Origin of the sequence: Tepidibacillus infernus (assembly GCF_048898065.1) — a bacterium.
Lineage (GTDB): Bacteria > Bacillota > Bacilli > Tepidibacillales > Tepidibacillaceae > Tepidibacillus_B > Tepidibacillus_B infernus.
Genome location: NZ_JBLWFI010000001.1, coordinates 1,227,706 through 1,246,032, shown reverse-complemented (window position 1 = coordinate 1,246,032; position 18,327 = coordinate 1,227,706). Strand labels below are relative to the sequence as shown.

At 37.2% G+C, this 18,327-nt stretch carries 12 protein-coding genes, 1 pseudogene and 1 riboswitch; of the genes and pseudogenes, 11 read left to right on the top strand and 2 right to left on the bottom strand.

What is annotated here, in order from left to right:
- Entirely contained in the window at positions 1-711 is a 711-nt protein-coding gene (gene narI / locus TEPIDINF_RS06365; RefSeq protein ID WP_421692148.1) for a respiratory nitrate reductase subunit gamma, read from the top strand.
- 84 nt (positions 712-795) lie between these two features.
- Entirely contained in the window at positions 796-1,071 is a 276-nt protein-coding gene (locus TEPIDINF_RS06360; RefSeq protein WP_069798454.1) for an MFS transporter, read from the top strand.
- Between the two features lie 497 nt (positions 1,072-1,568).
- Here TEPIDINF_RS06360 and TEPIDINF_RS15235 read toward each other — a convergent pair.
- Positions 1,569-1,850, bottom strand: a pseudogene (locus TEPIDINF_RS15235) (IS110 family transposase); the annotation flags it as partial.
- Between the two features lie 302 nt (positions 1,851-2,152).
- On the opposite strand from TEPIDINF_RS15235, the gene TEPIDINF_RS06350 reads away from it, so the two are divergent.
- The 7 genes from TEPIDINF_RS06350 to TEPIDINF_RS06320 all read left to right on the top strand — a co-directional run bounded on the left by TEPIDINF_RS06350 (position 2,153) and on the right by TEPIDINF_RS06320 (position 13,247).
- Positions 2,153-3,481, top strand: coding sequence for an MFS transporter (locus tag TEPIDINF_RS06350; protein WP_068724892.1), 1,329 nt, complete (start codon positions 2,153-2,155; stop codon positions 3,479-3,481).
- A 117-nt stretch (positions 3,482-3,598) separates the two neighbouring features.
- The gene (locus TEPIDINF_RS06345) at positions 3,599-4,801 is read left to right on the top strand and encodes an MFS transporter (protein WP_068724889.1); all 1,203 of its coding nucleotides are present in this window, start codon (positions 3,599-3,601) and stop codon (positions 4,799-4,801) included.
- A 33-nt stretch (positions 4,802-4,834) separates the two neighbouring features.
- Positions 4,835-8,509, top strand: a complete 3,675-nt coding sequence (locus TEPIDINF_RS06340; RefSeq protein WP_421691561.1) for a nitrate reductase subunit alpha — start codon at positions 4,835-4,837, stop codon at positions 8,507-8,509.
- Positions 8,499-10,028, top strand: a complete 1,530-nt coding sequence (gene narH, locus TEPIDINF_RS06335; RefSeq protein ID WP_421691560.1) for a nitrate reductase subunit beta — start codon at positions 8,499-8,501, stop codon at positions 10,026-10,028. Before TEPIDINF_RS06340 ends, narH begins: the two co-directional genes overlap by 11 nt.
- On the top strand, positions 10,018-10,548 hold the full coding sequence (gene narJ / locus TEPIDINF_RS06330; RefSeq protein WP_421691559.1) for a nitrate reductase molybdenum cofactor assembly chaperone: 531 nt from the start codon (positions 10,018-10,020) through the stop codon (positions 10,546-10,548). The genes narH and narJ overlap by 11 nt, the downstream gene beginning before the upstream one ends.
- 15 nt (positions 10,549-10,563) lie before the next feature.
- Positions 10,564-11,283, top strand: coding sequence for a respiratory nitrate reductase subunit gamma (narI, locus tag TEPIDINF_RS06325; protein WP_421691558.1), 720 nt, complete (start codon positions 10,564-10,566; stop codon positions 11,281-11,283).
- Between the two features lie 179 nt (positions 11,284-11,462).
- The gene (locus TEPIDINF_RS06320; protein WP_421691557.1) at positions 11,463-13,247 is read left to right on the top strand and encodes a methyl-accepting chemotaxis protein; all 1,785 of its coding nucleotides are present in this window, start codon (positions 11,463-11,465) and stop codon (positions 13,245-13,247) included.
- Between the two features lie 99 nt (positions 13,248-13,346).
- Here TEPIDINF_RS06320 and TEPIDINF_RS06315 read toward each other — a convergent pair whose 3' ends face one another.
- On the bottom strand, positions 13,347-16,931 hold the full coding sequence (locus TEPIDINF_RS06315) for a tetratricopeptide repeat protein (RefSeq protein ID WP_421691556.1): 3,585 nt from the start codon (positions 16,929-16,931) through the stop codon (positions 13,347-13,349).
- A gap of 120 nt (positions 16,932-17,051) precedes the next feature.
- A riboswitch (cyclic di-GMP riboswitch) is annotated at positions 17,052-17,138 on the top strand.
- A gap of 160 nt (positions 17,139-17,298) precedes the next feature.
- Here TEPIDINF_RS06315 and TEPIDINF_RS06310 point away from each other — a divergent pair.
- Both TEPIDINF_RS06310 and TEPIDINF_RS06305 read left to right on the top strand, forming a co-directional pair.
- Positions 17,299-17,694 (top strand): hypothetical protein, encoded by a 396-nt coding sequence (locus TEPIDINF_RS06310; protein WP_421691555.1) that lies wholly within the window; start codon positions 17,299-17,301, stop codon positions 17,692-17,694.
- Between the two features lie 102 nt (positions 17,695-17,796).
- On the top strand, positions 17,797-18,327 hold a 531-nt coding region (locus TEPIDINF_RS06305), incomplete at its 3' end, for a DUF3307 domain-containing protein (protein ID WP_421691554.1).

Here is an 18,327-nt window from a genome sequence, read left to right as displayed (position 1 = left end):
ATCCTTAATCAATTTTTGTGGGTGATTTACCCCTATGTCACCATAACCATTTTTATTTTAGGCCACATCTACAAATATAACCGAGATCAGATTGGTTGGTCTGCCAGATCAAGTGAGATTATGGAAAAACGCTTGTTAAAATGGGGAAGCCCTCTGTTTCATTATGGGATTATCTTTGCCTTTTTTGGACATGTGGCTGGGATTTTAGTTCCAAAATCAGTCTATGAAACACTAAGGGTTCCAGATGAGCTATACCATTTAGGTGCTGTTGCGATAGGTGGAGTAGTTGGAGTGATGGCCTTGATTGGTTTGGTGATTTTAGTCATTCGTCGCTTAACCGTTTCTCGAATTCGCTTATTTACGCAAAGAATGGATTGGTTCACTGAGTTTGTCTTGTTATTGGTCGTATTTCAAGGGGTTTATATGACCGTCATTCGAAACTTTTTGGTAGGTGAATTTGACTATAGAAGTACAGTTGGTCCTTGGTTTCGTAGTCTTTTCACCTTTTCACCTGATCCAACATTGATGAGGGACGTACCTCTAAGTTTTCAAATTCATATTCTGTTAGCATTTCTACTCTTTGCTTTATGGCCCTTTACACGACTTGTCCATCTATGGAGTTTACCGTTGGAATATCTAAAACGCAACTATATTAGTTACCGTAGTATTAACTTTCTCCGTACTTTTCGGCTGACAAAAAATAAACCTTAAAAAAGAGGTGTATTTGTATTGAGAACTAAAGAGAATGGAACGATAAATGGTGCCAATTCTGCATTAATCATGTAGATGATTGCGATGATTATCGCTTTTGCTGTATGGGCCTCACTTTCCCCTATGGCTTCACAGATCCAAAAACTATATCAATTGTCAACGACACAAAAAAGTATTCTTGTTGCCATTCCTGTTTTATTGGGTTCTGTGATGAGAATTCCCCTAGGAATATGGACTGACCGTTATCGAGGAAAGAAACTTTATACATGGTTAATGATATTTTTAATCATTCCAACCATTGGCATTAGTTGCTTTGGGGATAGCCTTTTTTGCCGAATTTGGCAACGGTGCTGTGTTTAAATTAGTGCCAGAATTGTTTCCAAAAGTAACAGGGGCAGTTACCGGAATCGTTGGTGCTGCTGGTGGAATAGGTGTTTTTTTCCACCAATTTTAATGGGAATCGTTAAGGACATCACAGGACAATATATGCTTGGCTTCCTATTGTTAGGGATATTCACCTTCGTGAATTTTGTGATCAATCTCAGGTTATTTGTAAAAAGTTAAATTATAATTCAATAATAATAGGCTGTTGACAATGATGTCAGCAGTTTTTTTAAAATTTTTAATACAAAAGAAATGCACAGACAATGGAGCGCTTTAGAATATACAAACCTTTTCTAATAGGGAAATTCACTAGCCAAAGATAGGGGAGTTCCCTGATTACGTTTTCATTACTGAAAAAGTAGAATGATAGTGGAATTAAATAGAAAAAAGAAAATTTGGGAGAGGAAGTCTGAAATGATTACTTGAAGTAGTATTCTATAAAAAAAGGCATAGCAAACAAGCCATCGATCGATGATCGCAAGTGGAGGCATAAAGCTTCCAGCTACAAGGTCATGCTTAAATAAATCGGCAATCCATTTGGCATCCTTTTTGTCCGTCTTTTTGCCGCGTATCGCCTTGACGTATTTAGGATGTGCCAGAGTGATATTGCAGGAATCTTCAAGTACATTAAACACGGGAATCCAGTATTTCCCGGTAGATTCCATACAGACATCCTTACAGTTATTTTGACAAAGCCATTTTGACAGCTCTTTCAAACCTTTGGTGAAAGTTGAAAAGCGATGGCGTTTGTAATAGGAAAAACTCCTTTCTGAGGTGTATAGGGATAGCCAGCATTGACTGATTGCCCAGCAATAAACGAGTAGTGTTTATACAAAGATAAGTCTGCGTGCTCGAAGTCACACTTATTTGTGCTTGGAAAGGCAATCTACACATATAAAAATGCGGTCACTCCATAATTGGAGCAACCCACTCACCTCCACGTGATTTGTAGTTTACTGGTATTCCTATGAGTTTAAAATAATAAAAATTTCGCCCAAAGCACAACTATTTCATTACGTTTTGTGCCTTGAGCGAAGCGAAAGGAATGGATATAAAGATGAACAAAGAGAGTTTAATGAAAAAGTACAATCTAAAAGGAAACCCAAAAACAGGATTAACGATGGCAACTTTTGGCTTCTTTATTGGTTTTGCTGCTGTTTCTCTGTATGGACCTGTGGCAACTAATATTAATAAAGTGATGAATATGCCTGCTCTGATGTTAGGGTTTTTAGTGGCTGCACCAAACCTCACAGGTTCTCTTTTAAGAATCCCTTTTGGGGCATGGGTAGATAAAGTAGGAGGAAAAAAGCCTTTTCTAACTCTATTTGCTTTATCAATTATTGGAATGGCTGGACTTACTAGTATTCTTTATCTTTACTATCCAGACCAACTAACGCTTAAAATGTACCCACTTATCTTTTTCTTTGGTCTATTAAGTGGTAGTGGAATTGCCACCTTCTCTGTCGGGGTACCACAAACCTCCTATTGGTTTCCTCAGAATAAACAAGGTTTTGCACTTGGAGCATATGGTGGTTTAGGAAATACAGCTCCTGGGATTTTTGGGATCTTACTTCCCTTTGCTTTAGTTGGACTTGGCTTAACAGGTTCATATGCAACATGGTTTCTTTTCTTAGTGATCGGAACATCGATTTACACTGCATTTGCTCAAGATGCTTATTACTTCCAGTTGATCAAAAAAGGAGTAGAAAAAGAGGAAGCAAAGCAAGTATCCAAAGAGCTTGGACAAGAATTATTTCCATCTGGCACTGTTGTACAAGCATTAAAGATTTCTGCAAAAGTTCCTGGAACATGGGGACTAGTCGCTTTATACTTTACATCCTTTGGTGGTTTCCTAGCTTTAACCACTTGGTTCCCTACCTATTGGATTCAATATCATGGACTTGAGGTACGCCAAGCGGGACTATTAATGGCTTTAGGTTTTTCAATTCTTGCTTCCTTTATTAGGGTTTATGGTGGTCATATTAGTGACAAATTTGGTGGCGAAAGAACGGCCATGGTTAGTTTTATGATTGTTTTAGTCGGATCGGTGGTTCTTGCTTTTGCAAAAAGCTTTGGTATCTCCTTACTAGGTGAAATCATTATGGGGGCAGGAATGGGCGTCGCCAATGCTGCCGTATTTAAACTTGTTCCTAAATATGTACCAAGTGCACCTGGTGGTGCAAGTGGTTGGGTTGGCGGATTAGGTGCATTTGGAGGCTTTGCTGTACCTCCTATTCTTGGAATCTTTGTTGATTTCTATGGTCAAGCTGGTTATGCAAAAGGATTTATCGTTTATACCGTGCTAGCCGTGATTTCAATCTTTATTGCTTTCATCCTAAAAACTAAATATGCAAAGTCAGTTTATCCAGGTATAAGTAAAAACTAAGCACTTAGGAAAATTCCTACCCGTGTAAATAGGGGAGTCCACTAAACAAAATAGGGGATTCCCCTGATTTAAAAGAGGGTTAAAATGGTATGTAATGAAAAAGAGGGGGGTAATAGTATGAATGTAAAAAAAGACCTCTCTGATCATGAAACTCCAAGAACAACATTGATCGTTACTGTCTTTGCGATGATCGTTACATTTGTTTTATGGGCTTCACTGGCACCGATGGCATATGAAATTGGAAGGGTTTACCGTTTGTCGGTTACAGAAAAGAGCATCCTTGTTGCAATCCCTGTCTTGCTCGGATCGCTGATGAGAATTCCGGTTGGTGTGATTACTGATCTTTATGGAGGAAGAAAGGTTTTTACTTTGCTTCTTTTGTTTTTAATCATTCCAACCGTCGGAATTGGCCTTGCTCAGTCCTTTACCATGTTGCTTTTTTGGGCATTTCTTATTGGTATGGCAGGGACATCGTTTGCCATTGCGATTACTTATGTCTCTAAATTCTATTCACAAGAAAAACAAGGACTAATTTTAGGAATTGTGGGGATTGGGAACGCAGGGACTGCTGTTTCTAATTTCACCTTGCCTACAGTCGCTAACCACTTTGGGATTTCAATCACTTTTTGGCTGATGTCTACGGTTACAGGGATTACGGCGATTCTTTTTTGGACCAATACAAAGGAAATGCCATTGCTTCAACAAAAGAAGTTTATCCTTCAATCTTTTTCAGTAATGAAATACAAAGATACATGGGCTTTATCTAACTTTTATTTTGTGACCTTTGGTTCCTTTGTTGCTTTTGGTGTTTATCTACCTTCTTTACTGCAAGATTTATTTCATCTATCGACAGTTGATGCAGGATTAAGAGCTGCCGGTTTTATCATTCTAGCCACTGCAGCTAGACCATTAGGTGGGTATTTCTCAGACCGATATCATGCAGGCAAAGTATTACATATTGCTTTTCTCATGATTATTTTTAGTTCAATCCTTCTTACATTTTGCACAAAGAATTTTATTTTGTTTTCGATAGGCTCATTAACCATCGCTTTATTTGTCGGTATTGGTAATGGAGCTGTTTTTAAACTAGTAGCTCAATTGTTCCCTAATGATACTGGCGCTGTGACAGGAATAGTGGGTGCGGTTGGTGGAATAGGGGGATTTTTTCCTCCGATTTTGATGGGAATGATTAAAGAGATGACAGGAAATTATAGTTTAGGTTTTTTACTTTTGGCCATTTATACGCTTGTGAATGTTGCTATTAATCATCGTCAATACCTTATGAAATTATCAAATCAAAATAATATACTGGATTATTAAACACATTCAATACATTAAAGGGAGGAGATACGCATGGGAAAGAAACGTTCACCATTATGGAAAAAGTTAAGATTTTTCCAACCTAAAGAACAATATGCCAATGGTTGGAGCGAATTAACTTCTCAAGATAGAGAATGGGAAAAACTTTATCGTAATCGTTGGCAGCACGATAAAGTCGTTCGTACAACTCATGGGGTAAACTGTACTGGTTCTTGCAGTTGGAAGGTATTTGTTAAGGATGGAATTATCACATGGGAAAATCAAGCGATTGATTACCCGACAACAGGGCCAGATATGCCGGAATTTGAACCAAGGGGATGTCCTAGGGGAGCAAGTTTTTCATGGTATACCTATAGCCCGCTACGCGTGAAATACCCATATATTCGCGGTATTCTACTTCAATTTTGGCGTGATGCTCTAAAAGAAGCAAACGGTGATGCTGTAGAAGCATGGAAGCGAATTGTAGAAGACCCGGACAAAGTCCGAGCTTACAAATCAGCTCGAGGTAAAGGGGGTATGGTTCGTACTTCATGGAATGAAGCTTATCAAATCATCTCTGCACAACTTCTTTATACGATTAAAAAATATGGTCCTGATCGAATTGCTGGATTTACACCGATTCCAGCGATGTCGATGATCAGTTATGCCGCTGGTTCTCGTTTTTTATCCTTAGTTGGAGCCCCCATGCTTAGCTTCTATGATTGGTATGCAGATTTACCTCCAGCTTCACCACAAATTTGGGGTGAACAAACGGACGTACCTGAAAGTAGTGATTGGTACAATGCAGGTTATTTAATGATGTGGGGTTCAAATGTACCTTTAACACGTACACCTGATGCCCATTTTATGACTGAAGTACGCTACAAAGGAACGAAAGTCGTTTCCGTTAGCCCGGATTATGCAGAATCAGTGAAATTCGCTGATACATGGTTAGCTGTCAACCCTGGTTCTGATGGTGCATTAGCACAGGCCATGACCCATGTTATTCTTAAAGAATTTTATATCGAAAAACAAACGCCCTATTTTATAGACTATGCAAAGAAATATACTGACCTACCTTACCTAGTTACATTAAAGAAAAAAGGGGACAGCTTTATTACTGACCGTTTCCTCTTAGCAAACGACTTAGCTGACACTTACGAAAATGCAGAATGGAAAACAGTAGTCTTTGATGAAAAAACACAGCAATTCGTCGTTCCGATTGGAAGTATTGGACATCGTCATGAAGGGAAAGGAAATTGGAATCTTCAGATGCAAGATGAGAAAGGGAATGCTTATGATCCAAGTATTTCTCTTTTAGGAGTCGAAGACAAAATAGTCTCTATTGAACTTCCTTACTTTGATGATCTGAATCGAGATATCCTTCATCGCTCTATTCCGGTAAAAAGGGTTGAAAAAGACGGAAAAGAACTTTTCGTTACGACCGTTTATGATCTCATGCTTGCCAACTATGGAATAGATCGTGGCTTACCAGGCGATTATCCAAAAGATTATGATGACAAAAAACCATATACACCTGCATGGCAAGAAGAATATACCAGTGTACCACGGGAGCAAGTGATTCAAATTGCCCGTGAATTTGCTCAGAATGCGGTAGATACAAATGGTCGTTCAATGATCATCATGGGAGCAGGAATTAATCACTGGTACAATGCAGATACAATTTACCGTACCATTTTAAATCTTGTCCTCTTAACAGGATCCCAAGGAGTAAATGGTGGTGGTTGGGCTCACTATGTAGGACAAGAAAAAGTCCGTCCAGCAGAAGGTTGGCAAACCGTCGCTTTTGCAAGAGATTGGCAAATGCCACCAAGATTACAAAATGCCACATCTTATTATTACTTTGCAACAGATCAGTGGCGCTATGAAGAATTGCCGATGAACGAATTAATTGCAGCAAATGTAGAAAAACCAAGATACCAACATGCAGCAGACTATAATGCTTTAGCAGCCCGTTTAGGCTGGTTACCTTCTTACCCACAGTTTGATCGTAATTCTATCAAACTAGTAGAAGAAGCAAAAAAAGCCGGAGAAGAACCTGTTTCCTATATCGTAAAAGAGTTAAAAGAAGGCCGGATGCAATTTGCTGTTGAAGATCCAGATCATCCATTGAACTTCCCTCGTACTTTATTTGTCTGGCGTGCAAACTTAATTTCTAGTTCTGGAAAAGGGCACGATTATTTCTTGAAAAACTTCTTAGGTACCTCTCATGGTTTGCTTGGCGAAGAGAGCAAAGAACTGCGCACAAGTGAAATCAAATGGCGTGAACAAGCACCAGAAGGTAAACTAGATTTACTAGTGAACCTAGAGTTTAGAATGTCTGGAACAGCTATGTATTCCGATATCGTTTTACCAGTAGCAACCTGGTATGAAAAGCATGATATTAGCAGTACAGATATGCATCCATTTGTCCATCCATTTAATCCTGCGATAAATCCTCCATGGGAGTCTAAATCGGATTGGGATACCTTCAAAGGCTTAGCAAAGGTATTTTCAGAAATGGCAAAAACCTATTTACCCGGTGTGCAAAAGGATGTTGTCGCTGCACCATTATTGCATGATTCACCTGATGAAATTGCACAGCCTTATGGAAAGGTTCGTGATTGGAAAAAAGGTGAAGTAGAAGCTATTCCAGGTAAAACCATGCCAAAGTTCGTCATTGTTGAACGGGATTATACTAAGATTTATGATAAATATACGGCAATAGGTCCTTTGGTCGAGAAAAATCCGATTGGAGCACATGGGGTTGCTTGGTCAGCAAAAGAGCAATATGAAGAATTAAAACGAATCAACAACACAGTAAAAACGAAGGGGATCACTGAAGGAATGCCTCAGTTAGAAACTGCTCGCCAAGTAGCGGAAACAGTAATGACCCTATCTAGTGCTACTAATGGGAAAATGGCATTAAAAGCTTGGGAGTCTGAAGAAAAGAAAACAGGTCTTAAGCTAAAAGATTTAGTAGAGGGTCGTACCGAAGAAAAATTTGATTTTAATAGTATTACTGCTCAACCAAGAGAAGTGATTCCAACACCTGTCTTTAGTGGAACGAATAAAGGGCGTCGTTACTCACCATTTACGACCAATATTGAACGACTTGTTCCATTTAGAACCTTAACTGGGCGTCAACACTTTTATGTTGATCATGAGATTATGTTGGAATATGGAGAAGGCTTGCCTGTATTTAAACCTACTCTTCCAACTAAAGCATTTGCTAAGCATGAGCAAATGCCTGAATCGGAAGGGAAAACGATTACCTTACGTTACTTAACACCACATGGAAAGTGGAACATCCACAGTATGTATTATGATTCATTAACGATGTTAACCCTTTTCCGTGGCGGCCCAACCGTATGGATGAATAACGAAGATGCAGAAGAGATTGGCATTAAGGATAACGATTGGATTGAAGTATATAACCGCAATGGTGTTGTCGTAGCACGAGCAGTCGTTAGCCATCGTATACCAAAAGGAACAACCTATATGTACCATGCACAGGATCGTACCATCAATGTACCAAGTTCTCAGGTGACTCATTTACGTGGCGGTACCCATAACAGTCCAACACGTATTCATTTGAAACCAACCCACTTAATTGGGGGATATGCTCAATTTAGTTATGGATTTAACTATTATGGACCAACAGGAAACCAACGTGACTTAAAAGTAGTGATTCGTAAACTCAAGGAGGTGGATTGGCTTGAAGATTAAAGCACAGGTAGCCATGGTCATGAATCTTGATAAATGTATTGGATGCCACACCTGTAGCATTACCTGTAAGAATACCTGGACCAATCGTCCAGGTGCAGAATACATCTGGTTTAACAATGTAGAGACAAAACCAGGGATCGGCTATCCAATGGAATGGGAAAATCAGGAGAAATATAAAGGTGGCTGGGTCTTAAAGAATGGAAAATTGGAATTAATAGCGGGAAATCGTGTAAGTAAGCTTGCAAATATTTTCCATAACCCCGATTTACCGACAATCGATGAATATTATGAGCCTTGGACCTATGATTATGAGAAGTTAACGAATAGTCCTCAAAAAGAAGTTCAACCTGTTGCACGGCCAAAGTCTCAGATTACAGGCGAATATATGGAATTAAAATGGGGGCCTAACTGGGAAGATGATTTGGCAGGGGCGCATGAAACAGGAAAGCGAGACCCCAACTTAAAAGGAATTGAAGAAGATGTTCGTTTTGAGTTTGAGCAAGCCTTTATGATGCATCTACCTAGAATTTGCGAACATTGTTTAAATCCTTCTTGTGTCGCTTCCTGTCCGTCAGGAGCAATCTACAAACGCGATGAGGATGGAATCGTCTTAGTTGACCAAGAAGCATGTCGCGGCTGGCGTTTCTGTATGACAGGCTGTCCTTATAAAAAAGTCTATTTCAACTGGCAAACTCAAAAAGCAGAGAAATGCACCTTCTGTTTCCCAAGAATTGAATCTGGATTGCCTACTGTATGTAGTGAAACCTGTACCGGAAGAATTCGTTATATTGGTGTTCTACTCTATGATGCTGATCGAGTAGAAGAAGCTGCGTCCGTTGAAGATGAAAAGGAATTATATAAATCCCATTTAAGCCTTTTCCTTGATCCGAATGATCCAGAAGTGATTGCTCAAGCAAAACGTGATGGCATTTCCGAGGATTGGTTAGAGGCAGCACGCAAGTCACCAATTTATAAGTTGGCGATTGAATATGGGATTGCTCTACCACTACACCCAGAATATCGTACATTGCCAATGGTATGGTATGTTCCACCTTTAAGTCCAATTATGAACCGAATTGAAGGAAAAGGATCCCAGTTAGATCCAGTCGATATTTTCCCAGCAATTGATGAAATGCGCATTCCTGTTCAATATCTAGCGAATTTGCTATCTGCTGGAGATGAAAAAGTGATAACCACTGTTTTAAAACGAATGGCAGCAATGAGACAATTCATGAGAGCCAAAAATCTCGGAAAAGGATATGACGAAACGATTTTACAAGCATTGGGTCTAAATGAAACCATGATCGAAGAAATGTATCGTCTTCTAGCCATCGCCAAGTATGAAGAGCGGTTTGTGATTCCAACAGCTCACAAAGAAGAATTTATGCATCTTTATTCTGAACAGGGGACAACAGGCTTCGACTTTAATGGTGGGGATTGTAATACTTGTATGACTGGGGATTATTATGGAGACAATCATAGCTTTTTCTTAATGACAGGTGGTAAAAATGGGAAATAGGGAATTGCTTCATCTCATCTCTATTCTATTGCAATATCCTGATCAGGAATGGTTTGAAGCCGACTTCGAAAGCGAAATAGCGGAAGTCTCCGATTTAAACCCTGAGATTTATCAAAAGTTTACTCATTTTCTTGCCTATTTAAAAGAAACGGATGCTGATGAATTAAGGAATCTTTACGTGCAAACATTCGATTTTAATGAAAAGACGAATCTCTACTTGTCATATTCAAAAATGAAAGAGGAAAGAGAACGCGGAGTTGTTTTAGTGGAATTAAAGCAATTTTACGAACAGGCAGGCCTTGTCATGGAAACGGAGGAATTGCCTGATTACCTTCCACTTTTCCTTGAATTTATTGCAATTGCTGACCAGAAAGACATTGCAAAAATACTACCACCCTTTCAACCAGCGATTGAAAAGCTAAGAGATGAGCTGTTAGAGGTAGATAGTCCATATGCTAATTTGATAGAAGCAAGTTTAATGATTTTAAATCAAATCTTTCCTAATCACTTTGTAGAGTAAGGAGGAGGTGCAAAGATGAACGTTTGGAACCAATTTTGGTGGGTGATATTCCCTTATCTTACATTAACCATCTTTGTTGTTGGCCATATTTATCGTTATAATACGGATCAATTAGGTTGGACAGCGAAATCAAGTGAATTTATGGAAAAGAAATCCTTAAAATGGGGAAGTATTCTATTTCATGTAGGGATTTTGATGGTTTTTGGTGGTCATTTGGTTGGATTGCTTGTTCCTAAAGCTTGGACCAAAGCACTTGGGATGACAGAAGAGATGTATCATGCTGGAGCGATCTTTGGGGGTGGTTTTGCTGGAATCATCACATTAGCTGGGATCATGATCCTATTATTCCGTCGAGTCAATGTAAAACGAGTTCGTATGACAAGTCATATTAGCGATATTCTAATTGCGGTTCTCTTGTTTATAGAGATTGCGATAGGTGTCTATAATACCCTAGGATTTAATTTATTCGTTGGTGGATTTGACTATCGAGAAACCCTTGCACCTTGGTTAAGAGGATTGCTTCTCTTTAGACCAGATCCAACACTAATGGTTGATGTACCTTTACTATTTAAATTGCATACACTCTTTGCCTTTGCCATCTTTGGCATTTGGCCATTTACTCGACTCGTTCATGTCTGGAGTATTCCGCTAGAGTATTTAAAAAGAAGCACGATTCTTTACCGTAGTAGAAATGTACAAAGAGTAATGCAAATGAGTCAATCGCAACAAAAATAAACAATAGCCACTTCCTAAACTCCTTTTCGTGTTAATGCAATCTAGTTATTTTGACCTATTTTTAGTCTTATTTTTGGGGAATATTATTCAAAAATCTATCAAAATTTAGTAAACTTTACTATGATATTTTGTCAAACTAAGTTCAAAAATAATAGATTTTGTCGAAAAGGAGCAGGGAAATGAGAAAAATAAAATATAAACTAATCATGTTTTTTGTTATTATTGTACTGGTTGTTTTAGGTCTTTTAGGTGGATATAATATTTTATCTACAATCAATCAAAATCATCAATCACTAAACCATTTTAAAGAAAATCTTTTAAGAGATTATGACACGATGATTAAAAGTGAAGTAGAAACGGCAGTCACTCTATTAAACTATGCGTATAGTCAATATCAAAATGGAACGATGAGTGAAGATGATGCGAAAAATCTAGGTGTTAAGCTAGTAAAGGAACTGCGCTATGGAGATTCCGGCTATTTTTGGATTGATCGAACAGATGGTATGTTGGTTGGACATCCAATGCTTCCAGATCAGGAAGGTAGCAACAGACTTAATATCAAAGATCCGAATGGTACTTACTTAATCCAAAATATTATTAAAGCTGCTAAAGACGGTGAAAATAATGGATTTTCCGAATATATGTGGGAAAAACCTACAGATGTAGGAACAAATAAGCTAACGGAGAAAAGAGTCTATTCAAAACTCTTTGAACCATGGAATTATATCGTAAGTACAGGAAACTATATCGATGAAATTGATACAATAGTTGGCCAACAAGAAAAGGTGTACAAGGAAAATATGATAAAGAATGTCTCCTTTCAACTTGTGATTATGGTGATTCTTATTCTCTTAGCTGGAATCATTGTTTATATATTCAGCAATAGACTATCAAACCGAATTTTGATTGTTGCTAATCAGATTACAAAAATAGCAAATAATGATCTTTCTATTAATGAGGTTACAATTGAGTCTAATGATGAAATTGGCGAGCTTGGAAAAGTACTTAATATGATGGTTGCTAATTTAAAAGGGATGATAAAAGAAATTAGTACAAATATAAGGGAGTTAGACGATTCTAGCCAGCAGCTCTCTGCTACAGTGGAGGAAATATCCGCTCAAAGTCAAACCATTAATGCAGCAACACAACAGATCGCAGCGGGAATGGAAGAAACCAGCGCCTCTACCGAGGAGATTAGCGCATCAGGACAAGAAGTAGCAACGGCAACTAACCAATTCGTCACAAGTGCAGGAGAAGGGAATGTAATCGCAAAGGAAATTGAGAAGAGAGCCGAACAAATAAAAGAAAATGTAGAATATTCAAGTAAAGAAGCGTCTGTAATTTATGAAGAAAAACAAGAACGGATCCTTAAAGCCATCGAAGCAGGAAAAGTTGTTTCAGAAATTGGCAGAATGGCTGAAGTGATCGCAGAAATTGCAGGACAAACCAATTTATTAGCCTTAAATGCAGCAATTGAAGCAGCAAGAGCTGGGGAACATGGCAAAGGTTTTGCTGTAGTTGCTGATGAAGTACGTAAATTGGCTGAGCAATCTACCTCTACCGTTTCTGAAATTCAACAAGTGGTCAAGCAAGTACAAGATGGTTTTCATCATTTATCGGAGAATGCCAAGGATATTTTACAATTTGTAAATGATAAGGTAGCTACTGATTACAAAATGCTGCTTGAGACTGGCGAACAATATCAACAAGATGCTAATGTAATCGGTCAATTATTTGAGGAATTTACAGCAAAATCAGAACAAATCTCAACATCGATTGACCAAATCAATTCAGCGATTGAATCAGTGGCCTCATCTGTAGAACAATCAGCAGCAAGTTCCCAAGACATTGCCAACAATTCGATTGAGATTTCAACTGCGATTGAAGAAGTAAGTAAAGTGGCCAATTCACAAGCGGATTTAGCACAAAGATTAAATGAGATGATCAAAAAATTTAAGGTTTAACTTTAAAGTCATATAAGCCCTGATTTTCCAGGAATAAATCAAGGGGCTGTCAATAGTAGATAAAATCATCTATTGACAGCCCCTTTTTCGTTTTAATTGTTATTGATGGTTTAGATTACAATATTGTTCATAAGCTTGTTGAACGATAGGCGTCCATCTAGAACCATCCACTTTCTCGATCAATTCCTTTGCCTTTTGCAAATCTTTAATCGCATCATCATAGCGATCTGAAGAGAGAAGGGCTTCAAATCGTCTGTAATATCCCTTTGCTGCTTCATAATCTGATTCTAATTGTTCAGCTAAATGGATGGATTCATTATATTGTGTCATCGCTTCATTGTATATTTTTTTCTTCACTAAAAGGATTCCCTTAAGCCTTAAAGCCTTTAATTTTTTCAAATCGTTTTTTGTTTTCACGGCAAAGTTAATCGCTTGGTCACAATGTTCGACAGCAAGATCAAGATGATGATGATTCAGTTCGTATACACTCTTATAGCGATAATAGTCGCTAAGATAGGAGATCTCATTTGTTTCATTAAAAATTTGATAAGCTTTTTCCAAGAGCTCAGGAATTTTTTGATAGGCTTTTTGTTTGAAATAAAGCTTTGCCATCCCTATATAGTTGATTCCTTCCTCAACAGGTAAACCATGTGTTTTTGCTATCTCCAGCGATTGCTTGTAGTAGTCAAAAGCTTGGTCTATATTTCCTTTTTCATACATCAACTCACCTAAGTTCAATAATGCGATGTCCATTAAATAGATAGATACTCCATTTTGAGCTTTCGTGATGGCTTCTTTCAAAAATAATTCTGCTTTAGCGAATAAGCCTTTTTCTATATATAAAATTCCTATATTGTTAAGAGCGGTTATATGACTTTGTATATTAGATATCTGTTTAGATATTTCTTTTGATTTATTAAGATTTTTTAAGGCTTGAGATATTATTCCTGATGAATGGTATATAATCCCTAAATTACCTGAAATTCTAGCTAATAATCGAAGGTTATTTATTTTTTCAGCATAATCATAAGCTTTATTTAAGTAAAATAGAGAATTATCTATATCTCCTTTAATAAAGTATATGATTCCAGCTTGACTCATCGTTTCTGCTAGATTTTCGTAATCCCTTGTTTTTAATAAGATTTCCTCCGATTTTTCAGCAAAAGATAATGCTTCAGGATTTCCTAAAATTCTTAAAATATTGCATTTTAATTGCAGTAATTTCCCATACGTATTTCTGTTTTGTCGCATTTTCGGCTGAATTTCATCTAAGATTGCCAATGCCTCTTCGTATTGGCTCTTTTCTTTATAGAGATTCGCAATCATGATTTGAATCTGATAGATATCATCTGATACATTTGCGATCTCAAGCGCTTTTTTAAGATGATCTAATGCCTTGTCATATTGGGCAAGGATAGTATAAATATTTCCCATCTCGATGAGAGAAAGAACCGTTTTAGACTCTGTTTCTTTATTTTGTGTTTTCTCGTTGATTTCAAGGTATTTCTTAAAAAAGTCTAAAGCACTAGTATATTGATACTCCTTTTTTAATCTGAAAGCCGCTTTATAGTAATACTCTTTTGCTTTACTTAGGCTACCAGCTTTTTCAAAATGAGTGGCTAATTGTTCGTAATAGTTTTCAAGGTCTTTTTCATAGTTGATTTCAAGCCATTCAGCAATTTTTTTATGATATTCCATTTTTGTTTTGTTTAGCATACTATGATATATGACTTCTCTTACCGTTTCTTGATTGAATGTATAGATTTTGTCAATCCCTAAAGAGGTATGGACTGATTGCAGTGAAATAATATTCATTTTCACAGGTAGCGCTAATACATCTTCAGTGGATGTTGAATTCATTAAATGAGTCAACCAGGTTAAATGAAACTCTTTCCCGATAACTGAAGCGATTTGTAATAAGTTTCTCGCCTGTTCATCCAGATCAGATAAGTTAGCTAAAATAAGGCTTTCAATGGTGTTAGGAATCGTCTGAAGTTCGGATACATCGATCGATGCGGTTCCGTCTTGAATAGAGAATGTTTTTCTTCTTTTAAGAGCCATCAAATATTCTTTGATATGGAGTGGATATCCTTTTGTAAATTGAATAATCGCTTGAAGCAATGCTTCATCAAGATGGCTACAATTTAATAATTTGCAAGCTAGTTTCTCTGTTCCAGTTGGACTAAGCGGTTTGAGATTCAGAATAGGATGGCTATCTTTGCCACTATCACTTAATTCTTCTATATCATATCTTGAAGTAAAAATGAAAAGGGATTTCACATCTGGCAGTGTTTTGACCAGATTTGTCAATATTTCCATTGATCTTGCGTCTGCCCAGTGGATATTCTCAATGATGATAACAAAAGGTTCTTTATAAGCGGCCTGTCTGATAAATAGAGAAATCTGATTGAATATTTCTCTTTTGATATCTTCATAGTTCATCGCATTCAAGATATTCTGAAATTCATGGTCTCTTTTTAAACCCATAACCAAGCTTAAAAAACGATAGTTCCGTTGAATCTCCTCCTCACCAATGCTTGAGTTTTGAAAGAGATAATTAAGATACGACTTTAGGCGGTTTTCTTTTATCTTTTCACTTTCAGTAGGATGGAGGTTCATCATTTGGTAGATCATGTTGGACAGAACCGAATACATTTTGTTTTTGTAGCCAACATTGATATCGACCCAATTTTTTTTAAGTTCATTGTCTAGTTCTGACGTAAAGCTTCTTAGCAGGCTTGTTTTACCAGTTCCTGCCTCCCCGATAATGGTAATATACTCTGTGCTATTCAGTTGTTTGTAGATTGAATGCAGAAAGTTCGTTTCATCATCCCGTTCGATTAAAAACAGCGAATCAATAGCTGCTTCTCTTTTTAAATGAAGAGGGGTGAAGCATTTTACTGGTTTTTCTTTGTTTTTGGCAATGATCTCTTTTTCAGGAGAATAATCAATTTGATCATTTGTTTCTTGATAGACGGATTCTGATACAAGGATCGTGCCAGCAGCTGCTTGAGTTTGAAGTCTTTGCGCTGTATTGACCACATCTCCCATAACGGTAAAGTCTTTATCAAAATAGTTTCCCACACTTCCAGTCACAACCTGGCCGTAATTAATTCCGATGGAAAGATTTAATGTTACACCTTTACTGGATAGTCTTTCTTTTGAAAAATCTTGGATTAAGTCGATCATCTTCATGCCACAGCTGACGGCTCTGTAAGGGTCATCGCTATGAGGATATTTTGCTCCGAAAAGAATCATCACACAGTCACCGATGTACTTGTCGATGGTTCCTTCCAATTCATATACAGGTTTGGTGATATAAGCAAAAGTTTCATTGATGATTTCCCGAACTTCCTCTGGATCCATTTTTTCCGACAATGCCGTAAATCCAGATACATCAGCAAAGATGACAGCTACATTTTTTCTGTTTTCCGTAAGAATCTCATAGTTTTGCACAGAGCTTTCGATCTCTGATTGGGATATTTTATGTCCACAATTAAAGCAAAACTTGGCCATGATGGGGTTAGGTGAATCACAGGAAGAACATTTTATTGGCAATTTCATCCCACATAAAGGACATTCCTTTGGATAATTTGATGGTAAGTGATAACCGCAATTAAAACAAAGAATAAGAATCCCTCCTAGCGTAAAAAAATGATAAAAACTAGGTTCTTTGATTGACAAAAAGTGAAGTTTATGGTTTATTTATCATAAAGAAAGTTAGTAAATCATTCCAAAATCTATTATATACGGTATTGATAAGAATTGAAACGATTTTGTCGTTTTTTGTAAAAACTTAATAGATGTCGATAATAGCAAACTTATCGAAAGGTAAGGACGCAAAGCCATGGGTCTAAGGAATAATCATTCTATGATTGCCAGGTTGCCGAAACAAAGTATACTAGAGTTGTGCTTAACGTTTGTTCGTTTTAAATAGCATGACTTGAGTTATTTATTGATTTGTCTAATAAGCAAATCATCTTGGCGCCTATGGCTTGTTCATATAGGTGCCTTTTCTTTTAGCGATAAGGATCGAAAGGAGGTGAGACGAATGAAAAGAATGATGTTCATTATCACAGCACTTGTACTCTTGCTTTCAAGCATACCAGTTGTGGCAGCTGAGAATCCAGTGATTTATACGGATACGATTACGGTAACAGAAGATGGTGGCAGATATCAAGTTGGCTTTGTCAATGTTGAGTTTAAAAAGGATTTTATCGATCCAGCGAAGTTGCCGGCCACTTTTGATGTCAAGGTTTATGCTGAGAATGGGGTAGGATATGTTGAATTTGCCCCAGACACACCAAATTTCTTTAAAAAGGTTCACATTAGAATAGACAAATACGATGGATTTCTTTACGATCAGGCAACAGGGGAAAATATTGAGATTCATGTTAAGAAACAACAAATTTTGGCTGAGCATTTTTCACGTTATAATTGGGACTGATAATCATCCATGAAAACCCTCTTAAAAATTAAGAGGGTTTTCATCTACTTTTTAAAGTATGCATACATTCGCATATTAAAATAAGACAGAGGGGTAAATGATGTGTTCTATTACTTACTATTAGGCCACCTGCTAGGTGATTTTACATTTCAAACAGGTAAAATTGCAGAAAATAAACTAAAATATTGGAGATGGAATTTACTTCATTCATCAATTATAACAATTTGCATGCTGATTCTTCTATTCCCATTTAATTCTTACATATTGGGATTTATTTTATTAAACGGGATTCTCCATTTTATGATCGACTCATTTAAATCAAAACTATCCATTAAGAGTTCTTTAGGTTCATTTCTCTATTTTATTTTGGACCAAGTCGTGCACATCATGATCCTATATTGGTTATCCACCATAATTGTTAAAATTTCTCCACCTTTGCTTATTGATGTGCAAATCATCAAGTTTCTTATTATTCTGGTCTTTATCTCATCTTTTTCCGCAATTTTGATTCAGTTTATACTGAAAGCTATTTTTCCTGCATACCAGAAAAAATTTTTTAATGGAAATGAAAAGGGTGTTGGCCAATTAACAAGGATTGTTTCTTTTTTTATTTTTTATCTAAGCTTTTCTTTT

Excerpts from the sequence above, each read along its gene's own strand:
- TEPIDINF_RS06360 (WP_069798454.1), top strand. The coding sequence starts at position 796 with ATGATTATCGCTTTTGCTGTATGGGCCTCACTTTCCCCTATGGCTTCA.
- TEPIDINF_RS06350 (WP_068724892.1), top strand. The coding sequence starts at position 2,153 with ATGAACAAAGAGAGTTTAATGAAAAAGTACAATCTAAAAGGAAACCCA.
- TEPIDINF_RS06345 (WP_068724889.1), top strand. The coding sequence starts at position 3,599 with ATGAATGTAAAAAAAGACCTCTCTGATCATGAAACTCCAAGAACAACA.
- TEPIDINF_RS06340 (WP_421691561.1), top strand. The coding sequence starts at position 4,835 with ATGGGAAAGAAACGTTCACCATTATGGAAAAAGTTAAGATTTTTCCAA.
- narJ (WP_421691559.1), top strand. The coding sequence starts at position 10,018 with ATGGGAAATAGGGAATTGCTTCATCTCATCTCTATTCTATTGCAATAT.
- narI (WP_421691558.1), top strand. The coding sequence starts at position 10,564 with ATGAACGTTTGGAACCAATTTTGGTGGGTGATATTCCCTTATCTTACA.
- TEPIDINF_RS06320 (WP_421691557.1), top strand. The coding sequence starts at position 11,463 with ATGAGAAAAATAAAATATAAACTAATCATGTTTTTTGTTATTATTGTA.
- TEPIDINF_RS06310 (WP_421691555.1), top strand. The coding sequence starts at position 17,299 with ATGAAAAGAATGATGTTCATTATCACAGCACTTGTACTCTTGCTTTCA.